The sequence below is a fragment of the Capnocytophaga sp. G1920 genome (assembly GCF_051417515.1).
The window spans coordinates 15,727-37,902 of record NZ_JBPRKH010000025.1; the positions used below are offsets into that span (position 1 = coordinate 15,727).

Sequence of the window (22,176 nt, forward strand, 5' to 3'; positions counted from 1 at the left end):
AGAGGCAATAGATAACACTTTTACTTCTTATCTCTTACTTAAGTTGAATGTCAAATTGAGTAAGGTCACGGAATTGTTGTAAACGGGCGTGTCGCTCGTCTTGGGTAAGGGTAAGCAGGCGCTCAGCTCCAAATTTCTCGATGCAAAACGAGGCGATGTTCGAGCCGTGAACAATAGCATTTTTTAGATTGCTGAACGAATAGTCGCGGGTTTTGGTGAGATAGCCCACAAGTCCGCCAGCAAAAGCATCACCGGCACCTGTGGGGTCGAATACTTCGGCTAAGGGGAGTGCTGGCGCAAAGAACACTTTGTCGTCATGGAATAAAAGCGCCCCGTGTTCGCCTTTTTTAATCACCACAAACTTCACACCCATTGCCATAATGCGCTGGGCAGCTTTTACGAGCGAATACTCTTTGGTAAGTTGGCGAGCTTCTTCATCGTTGATTGTAATCATATCTACGCGGGCGATTACCTCCATTAGCAAGTCCCAAGTGTGGTTCATCCAGTAGTTCATTGTGTCCATCACCACTAATTTGGGGCGCGATAGCATTTGGTCGAGTACGTCCATTTGCAAAGTAGGGTGGAGGTTGCCGAGTAAAAGCACTTCGGCATTGCGGAAGGCTTCGGGTACTACGGGCTTAAAATTGACAAGCACGTTCAGTTGGGTGTCGAGGGTGTCGCGTTGGTTCATATCGTTACGATACTTGCCACTCCAAAAGAGCGTTTTTCCTCCGTGCACTATCTCAATGCCCGACACGTCGATATGGCGCTGGGAGAGGAGGTTTAAGTAGTCTTGTGGATAGTCGTCGCCTACGATAGAGATGACAGCTGAGGGGACTTCGAACTGAGCGGCAGCAAGGGCTATATAGTTAGCCGAGCCCCCCATAATAGCGTTGCTTTTTCCGAAAGGAGTTTCTATTTGGTCGAAAGCGATACTTCCGAGAATGAGTAGTTTATTCATTTAAAATAGGTAAAACCAGTAAACAGTGGATTTGTGAGTAATAGATTTCGGGGGCAAAGGTAGTGAAAAAAAGAATAATAGCAAATTGTATAATTTGTTAATTTGCTAATTATTTCATACTTTTGCCGTGATTTTTGAAAATATTCTTATGAAGATACCCTTTTCGCCTCCTTATATCACTGAGGCTGTTATAAATGAAGTTACTGATTCACTACGTTCTGGGTGGATTACCACAGGTCCTAAAGTAAAAGCTTTAGAAGAAGAAATTAAAAAATTTTCAGGAGCTACTGAAGTGCTCTGTGTAAATTCGTGGACGTCAGGTGCAATGCTGATGCTCCACTGGCTTGGTGTAAAAGCTGGAGATGAGGTTATCGTACCTGCCTATACCTATAGTGCCACTGCTTTGGCGGTGTTGCACGTTGGTGCTACTCCTGTAATGGTAGATGTAGAAGATGATTTTAACATCAGTGTAGAAGCTGTAAGGCGCGCTATCACTTATAAAACAAAAGCTATCATTCCTGTAGATATTGCAGGTTTCCCTTGTGATTACGATGCACTAATGCGCTTAGTAAAATCTCCAGAGATACAAGCGATTTTCAATCCTACTAGTAAAGTGCAAGCGCAATTGGGGCGTATTTTAGTGCTTAACGATGCCGCACATTCACTTGGGGCGTGGTATAAAGAGGGAATCCGAACTGGTAGTGAAACCGATGTAGCCATCTTCTCGCTTCACGCTGTAAAGAATGTAACGACTGCTGAAGGAGGTGCTATTTGTTTAAATCTTCCTGCCCCTTTCGATAATACTTCTCTTTATAAAGAACTGCGCCAGATGAGTCTAAATTGCCAAACAAAAGATGCTTTCAGCAAAAGTCAAGCTGGAGGCTGGCGTTATGATATTGTAGGGTTGGGGATGAAAATTAATATGCCCGATGTAAATGCGGCTATAGGATTGGCACAAATACGCGAGTATGACCATATTTTAGAAGAACGCAAACGCGTATTCCATCAATATGATGAGGCTTTCAGAAAATACGATTGGGCGATATTGCCTCCGCTCTCCAAACAAGGAAGAGAAACCTCATATCACCTTTACGCTTTGCGCATTAAAGATATTACCGAAGCACAGCGCGATGCTATCATCAATGCAATTGCTGAAAAAGAAGTAGCTGTGAATGTACATTTTATCCCGATGCCTATGCTCACCCTTTTCAAAGAAATAGGTTATAAAATAGAAGACTATCCGCAGGCTTATGCCAATTTTAAAGGAGAAATCTCTCTGCCTATCTACCCTCAACTCGCCAACGAACAAGTACAGTTTGTGATTGATTGTGTAGTAGAAGCTGTAGAGAAAATTTACTAATTTTCTAATTTTTTAGGTAAAAGACAGTAGAGGAAGAAGGGAATACAAATGGGTAACCCCATTACACCTTCCGTTGCATTGAAAATGATAAAGGCAAGGAGTACATAAATCCCTAAAAAATATCTGTTTTTAAGTCCGTAGTAAATTACCAATACGTGAAATAACAACAGTACTGCAAGTCCTAAGAAACCTTGGTCGGAAAGAGCAGTAAGGAACTCGTTGTGGAGACTGTTAAGGTTGATATTTGAACTGTGAATAAGCTGAGTTTCATACCCTGCACCTCCTCCTATAAAAGGGTGCTCTTGACAATGAGATAAAGTAGCCTCATTGATTTTAGCCCTTCCTTTATCATTGAAGAAAGTAGTGTTAGAAATGACTAACTTAGTCATCAAACTTCCTATAATAAAAGCTATCACTGTGAAAATGGCTATCAGTTTAACACTTTTCACTTGTTTCATTAAAGTTACCCAAACAAATAGTGATAGCAGTATAAAAATTCCTAAAATAGCTATACGTGCTTGTAGTATAAGTGAAACAGTTAGCAATAACACTGAGTATAATCCTAATTGCCAAATATTTATAATCTTTCCTTTTTCTTCTTTCCATAACCACGCTCCCATTGCCCATACCGTCATAAATACCCAAGCTATCTTACTTGGATGTGGAGCATAACTCCAAAAGATAGTGCGTATATAATGATAAAAACCTTGACTGCCAAAAGCGCCTAAATAATCTTTATTGAAAGAGAGAAAAGCACTATATGGTTTGTGCAGAGAGTCCGCCAAAAAAAGGTAGATAATTAGCGTTAGCACCAGCAAATGTAAGAACGCAAAAAAACTGATATATATAAAATTCTTCAAATCGGCTTTATCTACCTGATAACAACAGCTCACAAGAGGGAAACAGATAAAGAAGACGTAGTAATCGATATGGTCGAAGGCTTGCACTGGGTCTGCAGCCCAAAGTGTACTGAGGAGTTTTAGAGCGCAAAAACCAAAGAGTGTTACCATTATAGGGTGGGGTTTGTAGAAGGTATGCCGGTAAAGCCCATACCCCAAACACAAGAGCAACAGTGCTATGCTCAGCCCAAAGGTAACCTTAAACTTATATGGGTAAAACAACACAATAGCTGTCGCTACCAACGTGATAAAAATATGAAACGGTCGCATACCTTCAAAAAGGTGCTGGCGGTGTATCCATACTTCTATAGCCGTAAGCACTACTCCTACCAGCAGGAGCCCGTTGAAACTTCCCTTCTCTTCAATCTTCCCCATATCGGAATAGGTGAGAAAACTCACTACTATTAGTGTAAATAGCAGGAGGCTTATCGTCCAAAAAGGGAGCTTCTTTAACTGATGAATCATAAATTATGGTCTTGTTGATATTTTTTTAGTGATGTAAAGTTCTCGTAAACTGATAAGGCATCTACTTTGCTGAGCAAAAGGCCTTCTTTCCCGTCTAAAAATCCTAATTTGAGCACATAGGTCTTAAAGAAATGAAACGCCATCTTAGCATACATCTTCAAGGCGCTGTATCGCTTCCCTTTGTGGTACATCTCTTCACCTTTGAACTTTCCATAAAGAGTTGCTTTTTGCCGATAAGATGCATAATCAGCCACCGAGTAGTGCAAGAGTTTGTGTTTGAGTACCCCAATAGAGCCCTCTACCGCAAGGGTTTCGTGTACTTTGCGTTCAGGTATGTAATGGCATTTAGACTTGCGGAACAAACGAAAATTCTTATCACCTTGTGTGCCTGAAAAGTGTATAGGTTTCCCAGCAAAGAAAAATAATCTCCGGAAATAATAAGCGTCTTTCTTGTCTGTACGGTTCAAGGTCTGTATAATCTCAGTTCTAAGCTCAGGTGTGATACGTTCATCGCCGTCGAGAAAAAGCACCCAATCATTTTGGGCGTGTTGCAATGCCACATTGCGCTGACTCGCAAAATCTTCAAATTTGTGTTGTATCACTTTTACTTTGGGAAATGACTGAGCGATAGCTACTGTGCTGTCGGTGCTAAAAGAATCGACTATGATAATTTCATCGCAGAAGTCGAAACAGGGCAATACTTCCCTTATATTTTTTTCTTCGTTATAGGTGATAATGAGACCGCTTACTTTTTCGGATATAGGTGACATTTTATTATTTTTTTTGCAAAGATAGTGTTTTTTCTATAATTTTGCACTTCTAATAAAAACAATTATGTCCAACATTGGTTTTGTACACGGTAGATACCCTTATGGAGGAGGCGAAAAAGTAACCTCCAATCTTGCTCCATATCTCACATCTTTAGGCTATAAAGTGTTTGTTTTTTCCTCGCGCATCGCTCATAACCAACTCAGCGAAGAGGATAAGAAAAATATTACTTTTGTAGATGTAGGCAAGACGCGCTTGCTGTCGCGCCCCAAGGTATCTCTGGCTGATAAAGTAAACGAATTAGGTATTGATGTTTTGGTGTTTGTGGGAAAGAGTTTTAGCGCTTCACGCGAAGGTATTTTCAGCAGAACCCAATGTAAATGCATCTTTGCCCATTACGGAATTACCTTTTGGCAAGCCGAGAACAAACTCAGTGAACTAAAAGCAAAAGCTTCTCAAAACCCTTTTTACGCCCTTTGGTATAGTGGTGTTAAAATTCCCCTCTTTCACCTCAACAAACAGATAAAAATAGCTAAATATAGGCTTATCTACAAACGTTATCACGCCTTTATGGTGCTCTGCGACGCCTATAAAAACGAACTGATAGAGGCCTTGCAACTAAAGGAAAACGACAAGATAGTTGCTATCCCTATCGGTATCCAGCCAGCCCCTATCTCCTATACATTAGACAAGAAAAAACAACTCCTCTATGTAGGGCGTATGAGCCACCGCGACAAGCGTGTAGAACGGTTGGTAGCTGTGTGGCAAAAGCTCTATAAACGTTTCCCCGATTGGGAGTTTCTGTTCTTAGGCGAAGGGGAAGAATTGCCAAAACTTAAGCAACTCGCTTCCGATTACGGCTTAGAGCGCATCACCTTCTGTGGTAAGCAGTATACTGCTCCTTACTACAACGAGGCGGCTATCAACTGCCTTTCTTCACAAATTGAAGGCTTCCCCTTAGTGCTCATCGAGGCGCAACAAGCGGGGGTTATCCCTGTGGCTTTCGCTTGCTCAGCAGGCGTCCGCGAAATCCTCTCCCCCGACGGTGAAAATGGGAGGCTCATTCCGCCTTTCGACTTAGATGCTTATGCCGAAGCTCTAGCCTCCTTAATGAGCGATGAGTCCCTGCGCAAACAGATGCAACAAAACGTACTGAAAAAAGCGCGTCTCTATAATATAGAAGAGATTGTAAAACAGTGGGACTCTTTGTTTAAAAAGATATTATGAGCCATTCTCAAAAGAAAATACTCATAGATTTAGAACGCCTGCGTTACCCCAACACAGGATTGGCTAACGTGTTTAAAAACCTCGCTAAAGGACTTTTAAACACACCGTCATCTATTGACTTTTCTTATTTTGGTACCGCTAAAACCATTCGCCAGATAAGCCCGACACTAAAAGTAGTCCCTTACAAATATTGGCATCGTTTCTACGAGCCTTTTAACGAGCAGTTCGACGTTATTCACAGCAGTAACCAAGGTTCTCTTTACTTCAGAAAAGACTATCGCCATACCCAGAAGATTCTCACTCTGCACGACCTGAATTTCTTGTACGAAGATATCAGTAAACATAAGTTTAAAAAAACACTCGCATTGGTCAATGCTAATCTAAAGAACACCGATTACCTTGTGTGTATTTCAAACTTTGTAAAAGACGATGTGCTGAAAAACGCTTTCCTATTGCAGTTGGATAAAGTGAAAGAAATAGTAGTGATTCACAACGGCATCACTTTTCCCGAGGAGAAAGTCTACCCACTAAACGGGGCACTGGCTTTTTTGAAAGCCAGAAAATACCTGTTGAATATTGGGGTGCTTTTTGCTAAAAAGAACCAAAGGTCTCTGGTAGAATCGCTGCCCTATATAGAAGAAGATTTAGTGTTGGTCAGCTCCGAAAGAAAAGAACCTTATACTACCGAACTAAAAGAGCGCATCGCACAGTTGGGTTTAGAACAGCGTGTGCATCTTTTTAGTCATATCAGCGAGGAAGAAAAAAACGCCCTCTTGCAACATTGTCAGGCACTCTGTCAGCCTTCATTAGCCGAAGGTTTTGGCATTCCTCCCATAGAGGCTATGGCTTTCGGCAAAGCAGTGTTTTTAAGCAAGTATACCAGTCTGCCCGAGATAGGAGGAAAGGAAGCCTTTTATTTTGATAGTTTCGACCCTCAGGCAATGGCTTCCACCATTAAAGAAGGTTTGGCTCTATACCACGCACAAACAGCAGTTCGCTCTGCCCAGCTCAAAGCGTGGGCTACTCAATACAACTATCGCACAATGGCACAGAATTATTTAGATTTATATAACCGCATTTAAACAATGAAACGCATCAACGAATACAAAACACTCACTTATCGTTTAGCTTTAGTCTACCTATTTTACTTTTTAGCTCGCATCGCCTTTTATAGTTTCAATCAGGCGCACCTCAGTGTAGACGGCATAGCCGACTTCTTGCACCTCGCTTTCTACGGCTTGCTATTCGATACTACCGCCATTATCTACGTGAACCTTCTGTTCATCTTCCTAAGTGTGCTCCCTCTGCTCATCAATACCAAGCCTACTTTCCAAAAAGTCCTCTTCTGGGTGTACTTCATTTGCAATATACCTGCTTATCTGCTCAATTTTATCGATATTGCTTATTTTTCATATAATAAAACACGCCTTACGACTAACGATTGGGCTTTGGTAGAAAACGAACACAACCCACTGACACTACTCGCGGGCTTCTTGGTGCAGTATTGGGCTATTTTTGCGGTCTTTTTAGTATCAGTAGTGCTATGGGTATTTCTCTACAAGAAACTCCGTCTGAAAGAAGAGAATGTAATGCATCGAAAACCTTACTTTATCACATCGGTAGTGGTGTTGGTGCTATTGGCTCCCACGCTTATTTTTGGCATACGTGGTTTTTCGTTCAAAAAAGGGGTGATTCCACTTACTGTGATGGACGCTAGCAAATATGCCCGCGATATTTCTCAAGTGAATGTACTGCTCAACACCCCTTTTACCATTCTGCGCACAATGGGTAAGAACAAAGGATTTAAGGAGTTTAAGTTTACTACCGATGCCTATATCACCCAAAATATCAAACCTATCAAGCAATACCACCGAGAGGTAGGCGTAAAACCCAATATAGTAGTGATTATTCTCGAGGGGATGGGTGCTGAGTACTTCGGGGTGATGAACCAACAAACACATATTCCTAACTATCGTAGTCATACGCCTTTTTTAGATTCATTGGCTCAACAAGGCTATTACTTCACCAATATCTTTTCCAATAGTATCCATTCCATTGAGGGGATTTCGGCAGTAACCGCTGGAATGCCTACTTTTCAAACCGCTTGGGTGCGTTCGGGCTATGCACAGCGCAAAGTGTCTTCTTTGCCCGAGATAGCACGTTCTTTGGGTTACCAAACGCTCTTTGCACACGGGGCTACCAATGGCTCTATGAACTTCGATGGCTATACTCACCAAATAGGATATGAAACTTATTTAGGACGTACCGAGTTTAATGATGAACGCTACTATAACGGCAGTTGGGGTATAGACGATGAGCCTTTTTTGCAATACTTCGCTAAGAACATCAACCAAATGAAGCGTCCGTTTTTGGCAACGGTTTTTACTCTTTCCTCTCACGGTCCTTATAAAGTGCCCGAACCCCTCAACAAGCGTTTTAATACCGGTGATATCCCGATGCACAACGTTACTGAATACACCGATTTATCACTACAGAAATTCTTCGATACTGTAAAAAAAGAAGACTGGTATCCTAACACTATTTTCGCTATCATCTCCGACCATACCACCGATGATTATTACGATTACTACAAGCAGAAGATAGCACACCACCGTTTGCCTATTATTTTGTTTAGCCCTAATAAAGCACTTATCCCACAGGGGAGCTCAGATGTATTGGGGCAACAAATAGATATTTTTCCTACTCTCGTAGATTTGATGGGGTACCAAAAGCCTTTCCGCTCTTGGGGGCGTAGCTTGCTAGCAAACAAAGCCGATGAAACTCCTCGTGCTTTTGTTACCAATACGCAGTTCTATCAGCTTATTCAAGGTAATTTTATCTATGTATTAGACCTCCAAGGAGAAGTAGTTGGTGTATATGCTAAGGACGATTTAAACCTCACCCACAACCTCAAAGACCAAATCGCCCATAATGAAGAAATGAAAAAAGGCATCGCTGATATGCGTGCCTTTATGCAAGATTTTATGAATAGAATCATTAATGATAAACTGCAATGATTACCTAATTTCCACTATCTTTCTCTGCTTCTGCCTGAACAAGCGTATCCTCCTCATCGATTAGCATCTTCATATACTCATCAAGCTCTTGCGATTTCATAAACGGACTAGCCTTCGCTCTGAGCACCTCTACTTGTCTTTCGTAAAAATCCTTATCCAAAGGCGCTATGAGCAATAATAATTCTCCATAGCGGTCTATGGTATACTGTATTCTGGCAGTATTAGCATATCGCTCATCTGGCGATAAGTGTGCGTAATAATTCAGTTCTTCTTGATATTTCCCAAATATCTGCAAGGCCAATTTACGAGCGGTTTCTTTCTCACCTACCTTAAAATAACCTTGTACAAAAGGATCGAGAGTGAAGTAATAGCCATAAGCCTCCAAAGGCATATGCTTCATTCCGATATCCAAGATATCTTTGGCTTTATTTAATTTGCCTTCTTCTATCAGTTTTTCGGTAAGACGTGCCAAATTACCGCGGAAGATAATACTGTTCTTACGCGTTTCGGGGTCTAAGTAAATACCTGCTTTACCCATATTGCCCCAATCCCATTTCTTTATGATGTCGTACATCAAATTACTGTCTATACGCCCCATATCAAAGGGGTGTTTCTTATCGATTTCTGTTTTAATAGGCACAAGTTTGTACACCAGTCCATCTAATTGTAAGTACTCCTTCATCCAGATATACTCAGCAGAGTCCATACTACCTCCTGAGAAGTATATTGGGCGTTTCCAATCGTTATAAGCCAAAATATCTAGCATCACAATACGTGCTTTATCGATAGCACTAGGGAGCGTGATATCTATATAATCTACTATCTTATCAGCGTCTTCGGGTTTTACAATACCGCTCTTTAATACGTTTTCTTTATTTACAGGAATCCGTATTTTGTTCGTAGGGTAGTAGTTAAAAGTTCTACTTTCACTACTACTGCTACTGAGCTGTGTATTGGGGTCATCGCTGGTTACCCATTTCACAAAGTCTTTAATATTCCAGCGGTTCTCGGTGCGTTTTTGGAAATACACCCCTTCACGCACCCCGTGAGCATATTGTTTGTGCACCATTTCACCTGGTATAGGACTACTTTGGTACGCTTGGCGCTTCATTTGGTCGATATACCAATCGGTTTGTAACAAACTTGTGTTGATGACGCGTACATCGGTGCGATAGCCTTCTATTTCTTGGGCATACCACAGTAAGAACGTATCGTTATCGCCAATGGTGAATATCATAGCGTCTTTATCTTTAACTACCGAGCTCAAATAAGCGTCCGCAATAAACTCTGCCGAATACTTTTGCGAGCGGTTGTGGTCGTCCCAATTCTCACTTGCCATCAGCACAGGTACAGCAAGCAAACTCGCTACCACTGCCAAAGGCGCTCCTATTCGTTGCGAAAGCACCTTCTTAAGTGCGTGGAATAACGCGTATACACCCACTCCTATCCATATAGCAAAAGCGTAGAACGAACCTACTAACGGATAATCTCGCTCTCGCGGTTCAAACGGTCGTTCGTTCAGGTATATTTTCATTGCCAAACCCGTAAAGAGGAAAAGTACCATAATCACCCACGTTTGGCGCTCGCTCTTCGTCGCCATAAAAAATAACCCTAAGAGTCCTAAGAGCAAAGGCAGGAAATAGTAAGTATTACGAGCTTTATTGTTCAGCACGTCGGCAGGAAGGTTGTCTTGCGACCCAAGGCGCAAACTATCAATAGGCTTAATGCCCGATAGCCAGTTGCCGTGGTCATTCTCCATCTTGCCTTGCACATCGTCTTGCCTGCCTATAAAGTTCCAAGCAAAATAGCGGAAGTACATATACCCAAACTGATACTCGAACAAGTAGTGCATATTCTTCCAAAAACTTGGCTTCTCTACTTCTATATAGTCCCGATATTCGGTAAGAAATTGGTCGTAACGCTCAGGCGGAAGCGGTTGTATTTGCATTTGCCTTTGCACTTCTTGTAAGAACTGATAGAGCTTCGGCTCGTTATACGCTTCTTCTTTTATTCTAAACGTAAGTAGTCCTGTGAGCTTCATATAATTCGCCGCGTGTTGCGCACTCCACATTCTCGGCAAAACACCCTCTTGTTTGCTATTCGATGCCATCTGAGCGTTTTTGTACTGATTCACGATGATGTATTTCCCTAAGGCATAATCACGCTCGTATTTTGGCTTCGCATCTTCATATGGGTTCTCTTCGTCTAATCCAGCGTATTTATCCGAATACATAGGACCGTAGAACAAATGCGTTTCGGGGTATTGTTCAAGGTTGTAATAAGCTAATAGCAAACGCGCATCAGTCGGACTGTTCTCATTGATAACCGTATCAGCATTCGCCCGAATAGGTATCATTAGCCAAGACGAAAACCCTATAAACACAAACAACAAGCATAAAATGCCCGTTTGCAAGCGCACTTTGTTTTGCTTATAAGCGTAGTTCAGCGTAAAATAGAAGAACGCAATAACCGAGAGTCCCGCGATAATAGTCCCTGAGTTGAACGGCATACCGAAGCTATTCACAAAAAATACTTCCAAATAACCAAAGTACGCCAAGGTGTAAGGTAATATCAGTTTAAATATCAACAGCAAAATAGCGATAGAAACTACATTAGCAATGATGAAGTTCACTACCGTTTTCTTGTAGTTACTCTTGAAGAAATAAAGCATACCAATAGCAGGAATGGTCAGTAACGCCATAAAGTGCACCCCAAACGACAGCCCCACTACTAACGATATCAGTAACAACCAGCGGTCGCCACGTGGTTCGTGCAAACTGTCCGTCCACTTAATGCCTAACCAAAACATAGCCGACATAAATAGCATTGCCATTGCATACACTTCTGCTTCCACCGCGTTAAACCAAAAACTATCCGAGAAAGTATAGGCAAGAGCCCCTACAACCCCACTCCCCAAAACAGCGATAAACTGCCCTTGGGTAAGTGTAGCAGGCGTTTTTTCTTCAACAGAATCAGCTCTCTTTAAAGCGATTTTCTTGGTCAAATTTACAATGATGAAGTACAAGAAAAGTACCGTAAAAGCACTCGATAAAACCGACATATAATTCACGAACAGCGCAATCTTATCCGAGTTCGGAGCAAAAGCAGCTATAAAAGCGCCCATCATTTGGAATAAAGGCGCTCCGGGAGGGTGACCCACTTCCAATTTCGCTGAGGTAGCAATATACTCGCCACAATCCCAAAAGCTAACCGTAGGTTCTACCGTAAGCCCATAAGTGATAAGAGCTACGGCAAAAACAGCCCACCCCACAATGAGGTTATTTTTCTTAAATTGATTATCTGTCATCAGTACTTTATATTTCAAAGTGCAAAGGTAAGAAACAATTACCAAATGAGCAAATTTGTCAATCAGATATAAACCCCACACACCCTCACTACATTCCCCTTTGGAGCCAGTTTACTTCATCTTATCTTCCCCTTTTCCGTCGCCACCCTTCGCTGGTGCGAGCTTGTAGCTCGTACACACTTTGCCAAAGATAATTTCCCGTTATGCTACGACCCTACATTCCCTTCACTTTTCCCGTCACCACATTCCCCCTTTGGAGGGGGCTAGGGGGAGGTTTCTATTACACTTTTCCCCTAGTGCCTATGGCCAAAGACCTCACACTTCCCCATTTACTAATTTTCTAATTTGCTAATTTCCTAATTATCCCTTCTGCTTTTTTCGTCGTACTCCCCCCTAGTGCCTATGGCCTAAGGCCTATCGCCTTTTCCCTTTCTTTCGCCTCGAAACCCCGTTTTTAACATTTTTAGCCTTGTTGTATTATACTATGAGTCAATCACTTATATACCCTTTCTATACCAATCGTCCAAGATTCGTATAAGCTTCCTATAAGCTCTCTATAAGCTAACCCCACCCATCTTACACCCTTTTTTCACTAAAACTTCTCTCAGCTCTCTTCTGTTCTTTTCCGCTTCCTTCCGAATCTTCCAACCCTCCACATTTGCTAATTTTCAAATTTGCTAATCTGCTAATTTTTCCCCGCCCATTCCCCTTGGTGGTATTATTGGCATTTCTGGCATTATTGCCATTTACCTCATTTCCTCATTTTCTCATTCTCTCATTTCTTTTTTCGTTATAGATATATTTGTCTTATATTTTAATCATAAAACGTTAAAGATTGTTAAATAAGATAGATTTATCGCTATTTTATTTGTAAATGTGAAATAATTTTTCTTACTTTGCCCAAAAATAAAAAACAAATTGTACTATGGAAAACACAGCAAAACTGATTTTTGAAGGGAAAGAATACGAATTTCCTATCGTAGTAGGCACCGAAAACGAAAAAGCGATTAATATCGAAAAATTGCGTGCCCTCACTGGTTTGGTAACCTTGGATTCGGGTTACAAAAACACGGGTTCTTGCAAGAGTGCCATTACCTTCCTCGACGGCGAACGGGGCATCTTGCGCTATCGTGGCTATAACATCGAAGATTTAGCTGCTAAAGCCGAGTTCCTCGAAGTAGCCTATCTTCTTATTTTTGGAGAACTCCCCACTGCCGAACAGTATGACGATTTCAAAAAAACAATTCACAAGTACACCCTTGTTCACGAGGATATGCGCCATATTATGGACGGTTTCCCGCGCTCGGCTCACCCTATGGGGGTATTAGCATCAGCTACCAGTGCGCTCACCGCTTTCAATCCGGTACCGGTAAACGTACATTGTCCTAAAAACGTGTATCAAGCGGTCTGTAAAGCCATTGCCAAAGTAACTATCATCGCTTCTTGGGTGTACCGCAAACGCGAGGGCTTACCGCTGAATTATTACGACAATAGCAAGGGCTATATCGAGAACATTTTGCGCCTCTTCTTCGAAATCCCTACTGAGGAATATAAAATCAACCCTACGGTAGTGAGTGCTCTCAACAAACTGCTCATCCTTCACGGCGACCACGAACAGAACTGCTCTACTTCTACGGTGCGTTTGGTGGGGTCTTCCGAGGCGGGTCTGTTTGCGAGTATTTCCTCTGGAGTTTCAGCCCTTTGGGGTCGTCTCCACGGCGGGGCAAACCAAGCGGTGATTGAAATGCTTGAAGAAATTCATAAAGACGGAGGCGATGTCGATAAGTTCATTAATAAAGCAAAAGACAAAAATGACCCTTTCCGTTTGATGGGCTTTGGGCACCGTGTATACAAAAACTTCGATCCACGGGCTAAAATTATCAAAGTAGCTGCCGATGAGGTGCTCAACGCTTTGGGAATCGACGATCCTATTTTTGGTATCGCTAAACATCTCGAAAAGGTAGCTTTGGAAGACGAGTACTTCAAATCGCGTAATCTCTATCCTAATGTAGATTTCTATTCGGGTATCATCTACAAAGCCTTGGGTATGCACTTAGAGATGTTCACTGTGCTTTTTGCTATCGGTCGTCTCCCTGGTTGGATTGCCCAATGGAAGGAAATGCGCCAAGGAGGAGAGCCTATCGGTCGTCCACGACAAATATACGTAGGTGCCACCGAAAGAGCTTTTGTTGAATTGAATAAACGATAAGAATGAAAAATATTATCTATACCATTACCGATGAGTCGCCCTATTTGGCTACCCATTCGCTATTGCCAATCATCAAACGCTTTTGCGCTTCTTCAGGAATCAACTTTGAAGCCAAAGACATCTCATTGGCAGGGCGTATTTTAGCCACTTTCCCCGATTTTCTCACAGCAGAACAACGGGTGCCTGATGCCCTCAGCGAATTGGGGGCGTTGGCAACACGTCCAGAAGCCAATATCATCAAGTTGCCTAATATCAGTGCTTCGGTACCCCAACTGAAAGCGGCTATTGCCGAATTGCAATCACAAGGCTATGCGCTCCCCGATTACCCTGAAAATCCTGCCAATGAAGCCGAAACAGCTATCAAACAGCGGTATGACAAGGTGAAAGGCAGTGCGGTGAACCCTGTGTTGCGCGAGGGTAATTCCGATAGGCGTGCACCTAAATCGGTAAAACAGTACGCTCAAACACACCCGCATTCAATGGGTGCGTGGAGTGCTGAGAGCCTCACGGAAGTCGCTACGATGCAAGTGGGCGATTTCTACCACAACGAGCAATCGGTCACCCTTCAAAAAGCCGATGTGGTGCGCATAGAGTTGATGAGCCCTAAACACGAAGTGCAGGTACTCAAAGCTGATATTCCTTTGCAAGCGGGCGAAGTGATAGATGCTACTTTTATGAGCAAAGAGGCGCTTTGCAAATTCTATAAAAAAGCCTTTGCCGAAGCGAAAGACAAGGGCGTACTCCTCTCTTTGCATCTGAAAGCCACGATGATGAAGGTTTCCGACCCCATTCTCTTTGGCTATGCGGTTGAAACGTACTTTGCTAATTTGTTCCAAAAACATCCGCGCGAACTGAAAGCCTTAGGGGTGAATGCGCGCAATGGTCTTTCGGATATCCTCGCCAAAATAGCACAATTGCGAGCTGAAGAACAGGAGCCTCTAAAGCACGATATCGAGGGAGCACTTACACGAGCAGCAGCCTTGGCAATGGTAAATTCCGATAAGGGGATTACCAACTTGCATTTCCCTAACGATGTGATTGTAGATGCTTCTATGCCGGCAATGATTCGCAATAGGGGTAAAATGTGGAATGCTCAAGGCGAGCCTCAAGATACTTTGGCGGTACTGCCCGATAGCACTTATGCGCGTATCTACCAAGTGGTGATTGACTTCTGTAAGAAATACGGGGCGTTTAATCCTGCTACGATGGGAAGCGTTGCTAATGTGGGCTTAATGGCGCAAAAAGCTGAGGAATACGGCTCGCACGACAAGACTTTCGAAATCCCTCATAGCGGACGCGTACAGGTGGTAGGCACCGATGGTAAAGTGTACTTATCGCACAAGGTAGAAAAAGGCGATATTTGGCGTATGTGTACTGCGAAAGATGCTGCGATACAAGATTGGGTAAAATTAGCGGTAACACGTGCACGCCTCAGCAAAACGCCAGCGGTCTTTTGGTTGGACGAGCACCGCGCTCACGATGCGCAACTCATTAAAAAAGTAAAACACTATTTGGCAACACTCAACACCGAGGGGGTAGATATCCGCATTATGTCGCCCGAAACGGCAATGCTCTTCTCCTTAGAGCGCACTCGCAAGGGCAAAGATACCATTTCGGTAACGGGCAATGTGTTGCGTGATTACCTCACCGACTTGTTTCCTATCTTAGAATTGGGTACCAGTGCCAAAGTGCTCTCTATCGTCCCTTTGATGAACGGTGGCGGACTCTTTGAAACGGGTGCAGGGGGCTCGGCGCCTAAATTAACCGAACAGTTTCTTGCCGAAAATCACCTTCAATGGGATTCCTTAGGAGAATTTCTCGCCTTAGGAGCTTCGTTAGAGCATTTTGCGCAAAAACACAAGAACCCCAAAGCCTCAATCTTAGCCCAAACCCTTGATGAGGCAACGAGTAAGCTGTTGAACAACGATAAATCGCCTCAAGCCAAAGTAGGCACGCTCGACAATCGCGGAAGTCACTTCTATTTGGCGCTCTATTGGGCAGAAGCTTTAGCGACACAAACTCAAGACAGCGCACTTGCCAAAGAGTTTGCTCCTATCGCCAAAGCCCTAAAAGACAACGAAGCGACTATCGTGGAAGAACTCACCCGTATACAAGGTACACCGGTAGAGTTAGGAGGTTATTACCACCCTGATTTCACCAAAGTAGCAACAGTAATGCAAGGAAGTAAAACACTAAAAAAGATATTATGATTTTTGATATTGAAATGATAAAGAAGGTCTACGCCCAATTTCCTGAACGCGTAGACAAAGCCCGCCAAGTGGTAGGACGACCCCTTACCCTTGCTGAAAAAATATTGTATACTCACTTGTGGGACGGCAGTCCTTCACGCGCCTTTACACGAGGTAAAGATTATGTAGATTTTGCCCCCGACCGCATCGCTTGCCAAGATGCTACCGCCCAAATGGCGCTCTTGCAATTTATGCAAGCGGGCAAAAGCAAAGTGGCTGTGCCTACCACCGTGCATTGCGACCACCTGATACAAGCCAAAGAAGGCGCCGCAACCGACCTAAAAGTAGCTACCGAACAGTCTAAAGAAGTATTCGATTTTCTCTCTTCGGTATCCAACAAATATGGTATTGGCTTCTGGAAACCTGGCGCAGGGATTATTCACCAAATAGTCTTAGAAAACTACGCTTTCCCTGGCGGAATGATGATAGGCACCGATTCGCATACGGTAAACGCTGGCGGATTAGGAATGCTCGCTATTGGCGTAGGCGGGGCTGATGCCGTAGATGTGATGGCAGGAATGCCGTGGGAACTGAAATTCCCTAAGCTCATAGGTGTGAAACTCACGGGTAAACTCAGCGGGTGGACTGCCCCCAAAGATGTGATTCTTAAAGTCGCCGATATACTCACCGTAAAAGGGGGTACGGGCGCTATTGTAGAATACTTCGGTGAGGGTGCTAAATCGCTTTCGTGTACAGGGAAGGGTACCATTTGTAATATGGGTGCCGAAATAGGGGCTACTACCTCTACTTTTGGCTATGATGAGGCGATGCGTCGCTATTTGCTCGCCACTGGACGCGAAGAAGTAGCCCTCGCTGCCGATGCGATCGCTCCCTACCTCACTGCCGACCCTGAAGTCTATGCCGACCCCGAAAAATATTTCGACCAACTCATCGAGATAGACCTCTCTACTTTAGAGCCTTATATCAACGGTCCTTTTACCCCCGATAGAGGTACTCCTGTATCCAAAATGAAAGAAGTAGCTCGCGAAAATGATTGGCCCTTGGAGGTGCAATGGGGGCTCATCGGTTCGTGTACTAACTCGTCCTATGAAGATCTCACCCGCGCGGTTTCGGTGGTAAAACAAGCCTTAGAAAAGAGAATTACCCCTAAAGCTTCCTTTGGTATCAACCCTGGCTCTGAACAAATACGCTATACTACCGAGCGCGACGGCATTATAGACATCTTCGAGCAGTTGGGCACTCGTGTATTCACCAACGCTTGTGGTCCCTGCATTGGTCAGTGGGACAGAGAAGGTGCCGAAAAACAAGAGAAAAATACGATTGTGCATTCTTTCAACCGTAACTTCTCCAAACGTGCTGACGGTAACCCTAATACCCACGCTTTTGTTGCTTCCCCCGAAATCGTTGCGGCTTTGGCTATTGCTGGTAGGTTAGACTTCAACCCTATCACTGATACCTTGCTTAACGACCAAGGTGAAGCGGTAAAACTCACTCCTCCTTATGGCGAAGAGTTGCCTTCTAAAGGTTTTGCCGTTGATGATCCTGGCTATCAGGCTCCTGCCAAAGATGGTAGCAATATCGAGGTAGTAGTATCGCCTACCTCCAACCGTTTGCAACTACTCACGCCTTTCGCTCCTTGGGACGGTGAGAATATCACAGGGGCTAAACTCCTTATCAAAGCGCAAGGCAAATGTACCACCGACCATATTTCGATGGCAGGGGCTTGGTTGCGTTTTCGCGGACATTTGGATAATATTTCCAACAATATGCTCATAGGGGCGGTAAATGCTTTCAATGGCAAAACTAACTCCGTGAAAAACCAACTTACCGGCGAATACGACGAAGTGCCTAAAGTACAACGCGCTTATAAAGCTGCGGGTATCCCTTCTATTGTAGTAGGCGACCACAACTATGGCGAGGGCTCTTCACGTGAGCACGCTGCTATGGAACCTCGTCATTTGGGGGTGCGGGCGGTATTGGTGAAATCGTTTGCGCGCATTCACGAAACAAACCTTAAAAAGCAAGGAATGCTCGCCCTCACCTTTGCTAATGAAGCCGATTACGACAAGATTCAAGAAGACGATGTGATCAACTTCCTCGACCTCACTGCCTTTGCGCCTGGCACTCCTTTACACTTAGAACTTGTACATAAAGACGGCAGTAAGGACGTGATTACCTGCAACCATACCTACAATGCTCAGCAAATAGGTTGGTTTAAGGCAGGAAGCGCACTGAACCAGTTAAAAGAGAAAAGTGAAAGATAAAATGAATAGTGAAAAAGAAGCTGTCCGAAAAAGTCTCAAAATAGTATTTGCGTCGCTACACTTTGCCAAAGTTAATCGCCCGTCGTGCTACGACTGCCTGTGCGGCTCGCACCTTTGGCAAAGTTAATATAGCCATCTTTGTCTTTGGTTCTCCCCTTTTGAGCCTCTCCGACCCTACCCCGATAGCTTCTTCTTTCCGTCGCTACATTCCCCCTTTGAACGGAAGTCCGCGATAGCGGAGTATGTGATAGGGGGAATGTTATCCCCTAGTGCCCTTCGCTGGTGCGAGCTTGTAGCTCGTACACACTTTACCAAAGTTAATTTCCTGTTATACTACGACCCTACATTACCTTCACTTTTTTTGTCTCTAGATTCCCCTTTTCCGTCGTACTCCCCCCTATTGCCTATGGCCTAAGGACTAGTGCCTTTTTCCTTTCTTTCGTCTCGAAACCCCGTTTTCACCATTTTTTGCATCGCTGTATTATACTATCATTCAACCACTTATATACCCTTCCTATACCAATCGTCCAAGATTCGTATAAGCTTCCTATAAGCTCTCTATAAGCTAACCCCACCCATCTAATAGCCTTTTTTCATCAAAAATCCTCCCTCTCCTCTTCCGAACTCCTCCGTTTCCTTCCGAATCCTCCAACCCCTCCTCTGACCTGTCCGACCCGTCTGAAAAGTCCGCCTCCCCCATTCTCCTTGCTAGTATTATTGACATTTCTTGTATTTCTAGCATTATTGCCATTTATCTCATTTTCTAATTTCTCTCATTTCTCTCGCCCGTGCGACTCAAAAAAGTATTAATTGGTATTATTTTTGCATACAAAAAAACATTAATAATAAAACATATGAGTAAAAATGTATCCGACCAATTGGTCGAAATGTTAGTACAAGCAGGCGTAAAAAGAGTTTATGCCATTACCGGCGATAGCCTCAACCCTGTGAACGACGCCATCCGTCGCGATGGTCGCCTTGAGTGGATACACGTCCGCCACGAGGAATCAGCGGCTTATGCTGCCTCTATGGACGCCGAACTAAACGGCATAGGCTGTTGTATGGGAAGTTCAGGACCTGGACACGTGCACCTTATCAACGGACTCTACGACGCCAACCGCTCAGGCAACCCTGTGATTGCCATTGCCAGCACCTGCGCCACCCATAAATTCGGTACCCACTGGTTCCAAGAAACCAATCCCTTCTTGCTGTTTCAAGATTGCAGTAAATACGTATATGTAGCCAATACCCCAAAACAGTTCACCACAATGATGCAACGCGCCATACAAACGGCTATCAACGAGAAAGGCGTGGCGGTGTTGGGACTCCCAGGTGATGTAGCAGGCGCCGACCTCGAGGAAGTGCCTTCCGCTACACAAACCTTCTTAGCAAAACCCGTAGTACGCCCTTCCGATAGTGAACTCGACAAATTATCAGCCGTATTAAACGACGCTAAAAACAAGAAAATAGCCCTTTACTGCGGTCACGGTTGTCAGTATGCGGTGAAAGAAGTAGAACAGCTTGCCGAAACCCTTAAAGCGCCTATCGTCGCTTCTTTCCGTGGCAAAATATTCTTCGACCGCACCGATAGCCCTTATATAGCGGGAATGAACGGCTTGCTCGGGCATCGTTCAGGTTATGATGCTTGCGCCAAATCCGATGTACTCGTAATGCTCGGCACCGATTTCCCTTATGCGGAGTTCTTACCTAAGAAAAACACTATTATCCAAATAGATGAACGCCCCGATATCATTGGGCGTCGTGCCAAAGTAGATTACGGTTTTGCAGGCGATGTGAAGGACACCATTACCGCCTTATTGCCTAAACTCACCCCTCGCACCGACGATAGTTTCCTCAAAGACATTCACAAAGAGTATTTGGATCTCGAAAAATCATTAGATGATTACACCAAAAAGAAAACCGAAGAGAACCAAATAGACCCTGAATATGCAGCTAAACTTTTGGATAAATACGCCGCCAACGATGCTATTTTCACCGTCGATACAGGTATGAATGTAGTATGGGCAGCGCGCTTTATCAAAGGTACAGGCAAACGTTACCTCACTGGTTCGTTCAACCACGGTTCTATGGCAAACGCCCTCCCAATGGCAATTGGGGCAGCGGCTTCCTCCAAAGGCAGACAAGTGGTAGCAATGTGTGGTGACGGCGGTCTATCAATGCTCTTGGGCGACTTGGCTACCCTGATGCAATATCAATACCCTGTGAAGATATTTGTGTTCAACAACCGTTCGCTCGCAATGGTAAAACTCGAAATGGAAGTATCGGGCTACCTCGATTGGCAAACCAATATGGTAAACCCACCTTTCGACAAACTCGCTGAGTTGATGAACATCAAAGGCTATGAAGTGCGCAAAACCGAAGACCTCGAAGCCACCGTAAAAGCAGCTTTCGAGCACGACGGACCTACTTTGGTGAATATCTACACCAATCGCGATACCTTAGCGATGCCTCCTCATATCACTTTTGAACAGATGAAAGGTTTTGCGACCAACATCATCAAGAAGATAGGTCAAGGCGATTTCGCAGAAGCCAAAGGCAGTATTACCAACAGTATGAAACACATCAAGGACGTTTTTTAGATTTTAATTTTGATAATAAAAAAGTCGCTAAGCATCTCGCTTAGCGACTTTTTTTTCTTGTATTTACTGTGTTACTCTCATTTCTTCAATTTTTAGCCTTGTATCTCAAACGCACAATCCTTGTCCTAAAATCCTACAACCCTTGAATAAGAATTTGCCCATAAAAAATTATCGCCAGAATTTTGCACCGTAAAAACTTGATAAGGGGAACAGCCGAAAGACAAAAGGTAAATATAAAGTCGACGCCTTCCATCTTTTAGTTCTTTGACCTCTTATCTAAAAAATCAATCATTATGGCAAAAAGCAAAAATAATGTAGTAACCGAAGGATTGAGCGGTATGTTAGCTCGCCAAATCGTATTCCGCCAACGCGCAGGACAAACCATCGTAGGGAAAGCCCCCGTTCGCTCTCAGAAAGCAAGCCAAGCACAACAGCTACATCAGCAAAGGTTTGCTCGAGCAGCTTTCTATGCTAAAAGTGCTTTGCAAAATAGTGCACTTAAGCAAAGCTATGCCGAGGAAGCTAAAAAGCGTCCAGGTACCACCCCCTATAATATGGCAATTGCCGATTATCTTAAAGCTCCTGTGATTGACGCGGTAGATACCTCAAACTATACAGGTTCCGTTACCGGAGAAAAGATTGTCGTACAAGTATCCGACACTTTTAAAGTAACAGGCGTGAAAGTGAAAATCACCGACCACGATGCTACACTTGTAGAAGAGGGGAATGCTACCTTCCAAGAAGGTAAGTGGGTGTATACCACCACTGTGGTAAACGCTTCTCTTACCGGCGATAAGGTAATAGTAACAGCCACCGACCGTCCTGCCAATGTTACCACTAAGGAATTTATCCTTTAAAGCGAGTAACAACAAGAAAGGTAAAGCCAGTT

Annotated in this window: 14 protein-coding genes; 10 read left to right on the forward strand and 4 right to left on the reverse strand. The window is 43.7% G+C overall.

Annotated elements, in window-relative coordinates; translation table 11 throughout:
- Nucleotides 1–34: 34 nt before the first annotated feature.
- The gene (locus tag ACSQ7D_RS11630) at nt 35–961 is read right to left on the reverse strand and encodes a PfkB family carbohydrate kinase (RefSeq protein ID WP_437136340.1); all 927 of its coding nucleotides are present in this window, start codon (nt 959–961) and stop codon (nt 35–37) included.
- Between the two features lie 148 nt (nt 962–1,109).
- On the opposite strand from ACSQ7D_RS11630, the gene ACSQ7D_RS11635 reads away from it, so the two are divergent.
- Nucleotides 1,110–2,321, forward strand: coding sequence for a DegT/DnrJ/EryC1/StrS family aminotransferase (locus tag ACSQ7D_RS11635; RefSeq protein ID WP_308766692.1), 1,212 nt, complete (start codon nt 1,110–1,112; stop codon nt 2,319–2,321).
- On the opposite strand, the gene ACSQ7D_RS11640 is transcribed toward ACSQ7D_RS11635, so the two are convergent.
- Together ACSQ7D_RS11640 and ACSQ7D_RS11645 are read right to left on the reverse strand one after the other, a co-directional pair.
- Nucleotides 2,318–3,685, reverse strand: a complete 1,368-nt coding sequence (locus ACSQ7D_RS11640; RefSeq protein ID WP_308766693.1) for an O-antigen ligase family protein — start codon at nt 3,683–3,685, stop codon at nt 2,318–2,320. The two genes, ACSQ7D_RS11635 and ACSQ7D_RS11640, sit on opposite strands and share 4 nt — an antisense overlap.
- The gene (locus tag ACSQ7D_RS11645; RefSeq protein WP_308766694.1) at nt 3,682–4,455 is read right to left on the reverse strand and encodes a glycosyltransferase family 2 protein; all 774 of its coding nucleotides are present in this window, start codon (nt 4,453–4,455) and stop codon (nt 3,682–3,684) included. The genes ACSQ7D_RS11640 and ACSQ7D_RS11645 overlap by 4 nt, the downstream gene beginning before the upstream one ends.
- 64 nt (nt 4,456–4,519) lie before the next feature.
- Between ACSQ7D_RS11645 and ACSQ7D_RS11650 the strand changes: the two genes are divergently transcribed.
- Genes ACSQ7D_RS11650 through ACSQ7D_RS11660 form a run of 3 tightly spaced genes read left to right on the forward strand, consistent with a single transcriptional unit; the run spans nt 4,520 to nt 8,697 of the window.
- Nucleotides 4,520–5,680, forward strand: coding sequence for a glycosyltransferase (locus ACSQ7D_RS11650; RefSeq protein ID WP_437136341.1), 1,161 nt, complete (start codon nt 4,520–4,522; stop codon nt 5,678–5,680).
- Nucleotides 5,677–6,762 carry a glycosyltransferase family 4 protein gene (locus ACSQ7D_RS11655; protein ID WP_437136342.1) on the forward strand — a complete coding sequence of 362 codons (1,086 nt, stop codon included), beginning with the start codon at nt 5,677–5,679 and terminating at the stop codon, nt 6,760–6,762. The genes ACSQ7D_RS11650 and ACSQ7D_RS11655 overlap by 4 nt, the downstream gene beginning before the upstream one ends.
- A gap of 3 nt (nt 6,763–6,765) precedes the next feature.
- A complete protein-coding gene (locus tag ACSQ7D_RS11660; RefSeq protein WP_308766697.1) occupies nt 6,766–8,697 on the forward strand; it encodes an LTA synthase family protein in 1,932 nt (643 codons plus the stop codon).
- A 4-nt stretch (nt 8,698–8,701) separates the two neighbouring features.
- Here the strand turns inward: ACSQ7D_RS11660 and ACSQ7D_RS11665 are convergent, their stop codons facing one another.
- Nucleotides 8,702–12,004 carry a glycosyltransferase family 117 protein gene (locus ACSQ7D_RS11665; protein WP_437136343.1) on the reverse strand — a complete coding sequence of 1,101 codons (3,303 nt, stop codon included), beginning with the start codon at nt 12,002–12,004 and terminating at the stop codon, nt 8,702–8,704.
- A gap of 925 nt (nt 12,005–12,929) precedes the next feature.
- On the opposite strand from ACSQ7D_RS11665, the gene ACSQ7D_RS11670 reads away from it, so the two are divergent.
- The 6 genes from ACSQ7D_RS11670 (at nt 12,930) to ACSQ7D_RS11695 (ending at nt 22,144) form a co-directional block, all read left to right on the forward strand.
- Nucleotides 12,930–14,213 (forward strand): citrate synthase, encoded by a 1,284-nt coding sequence (locus tag ACSQ7D_RS11670; RefSeq protein ID WP_437136344.1) that lies wholly within the window; start codon nt 12,930–12,932, stop codon nt 14,211–14,213.
- 2 nt (nt 14,214–14,215) lie between these two features.
- The gene (locus ACSQ7D_RS11675; protein ID WP_437136345.1) at nt 14,216–16,423 is read left to right on the forward strand and encodes an NADP-dependent isocitrate dehydrogenase; all 2,208 of its coding nucleotides are present in this window, start codon (nt 14,216–14,218) and stop codon (nt 16,421–16,423) included.
- Nucleotides 16,420–18,687 carry an aconitate hydratase gene (locus ACSQ7D_RS11680; protein WP_437136346.1) on the forward strand — a complete coding sequence of 756 codons (2,268 nt, stop codon included), beginning with the start codon at nt 16,420–16,422 and terminating at the stop codon, nt 18,685–18,687. The genes ACSQ7D_RS11675 and ACSQ7D_RS11680 overlap by 4 nt, the downstream gene beginning before the upstream one ends.
- A gap of 62 nt (nt 18,688–18,749) precedes the next feature.
- Nucleotides 18,750–18,923, forward strand: coding sequence for a hypothetical protein (locus ACSQ7D_RS11685; protein ID WP_437136347.1), 174 nt, complete (start codon nt 18,750–18,752; stop codon nt 18,921–18,923).
- Nucleotides 18,924–19,541: 618 nt separating this feature from the next.
- Nucleotides 19,542–21,287, forward strand: coding sequence for a thiamine pyrophosphate-dependent enzyme (locus ACSQ7D_RS11690; protein ID WP_437136348.1), 1,746 nt, complete (start codon nt 19,542–19,544; stop codon nt 21,285–21,287).
- A 293-nt stretch (nt 21,288–21,580) separates the two neighbouring features.
- The gene (locus tag ACSQ7D_RS11695; protein ID WP_002674601.1) at nt 21,581–22,144 is read left to right on the forward strand and encodes a hypothetical protein; all 564 of its coding nucleotides are present in this window, start codon (nt 21,581–21,583) and stop codon (nt 22,142–22,144) included.
- Nucleotides 22,145–22,176 lie beyond the last annotated feature (32 nt).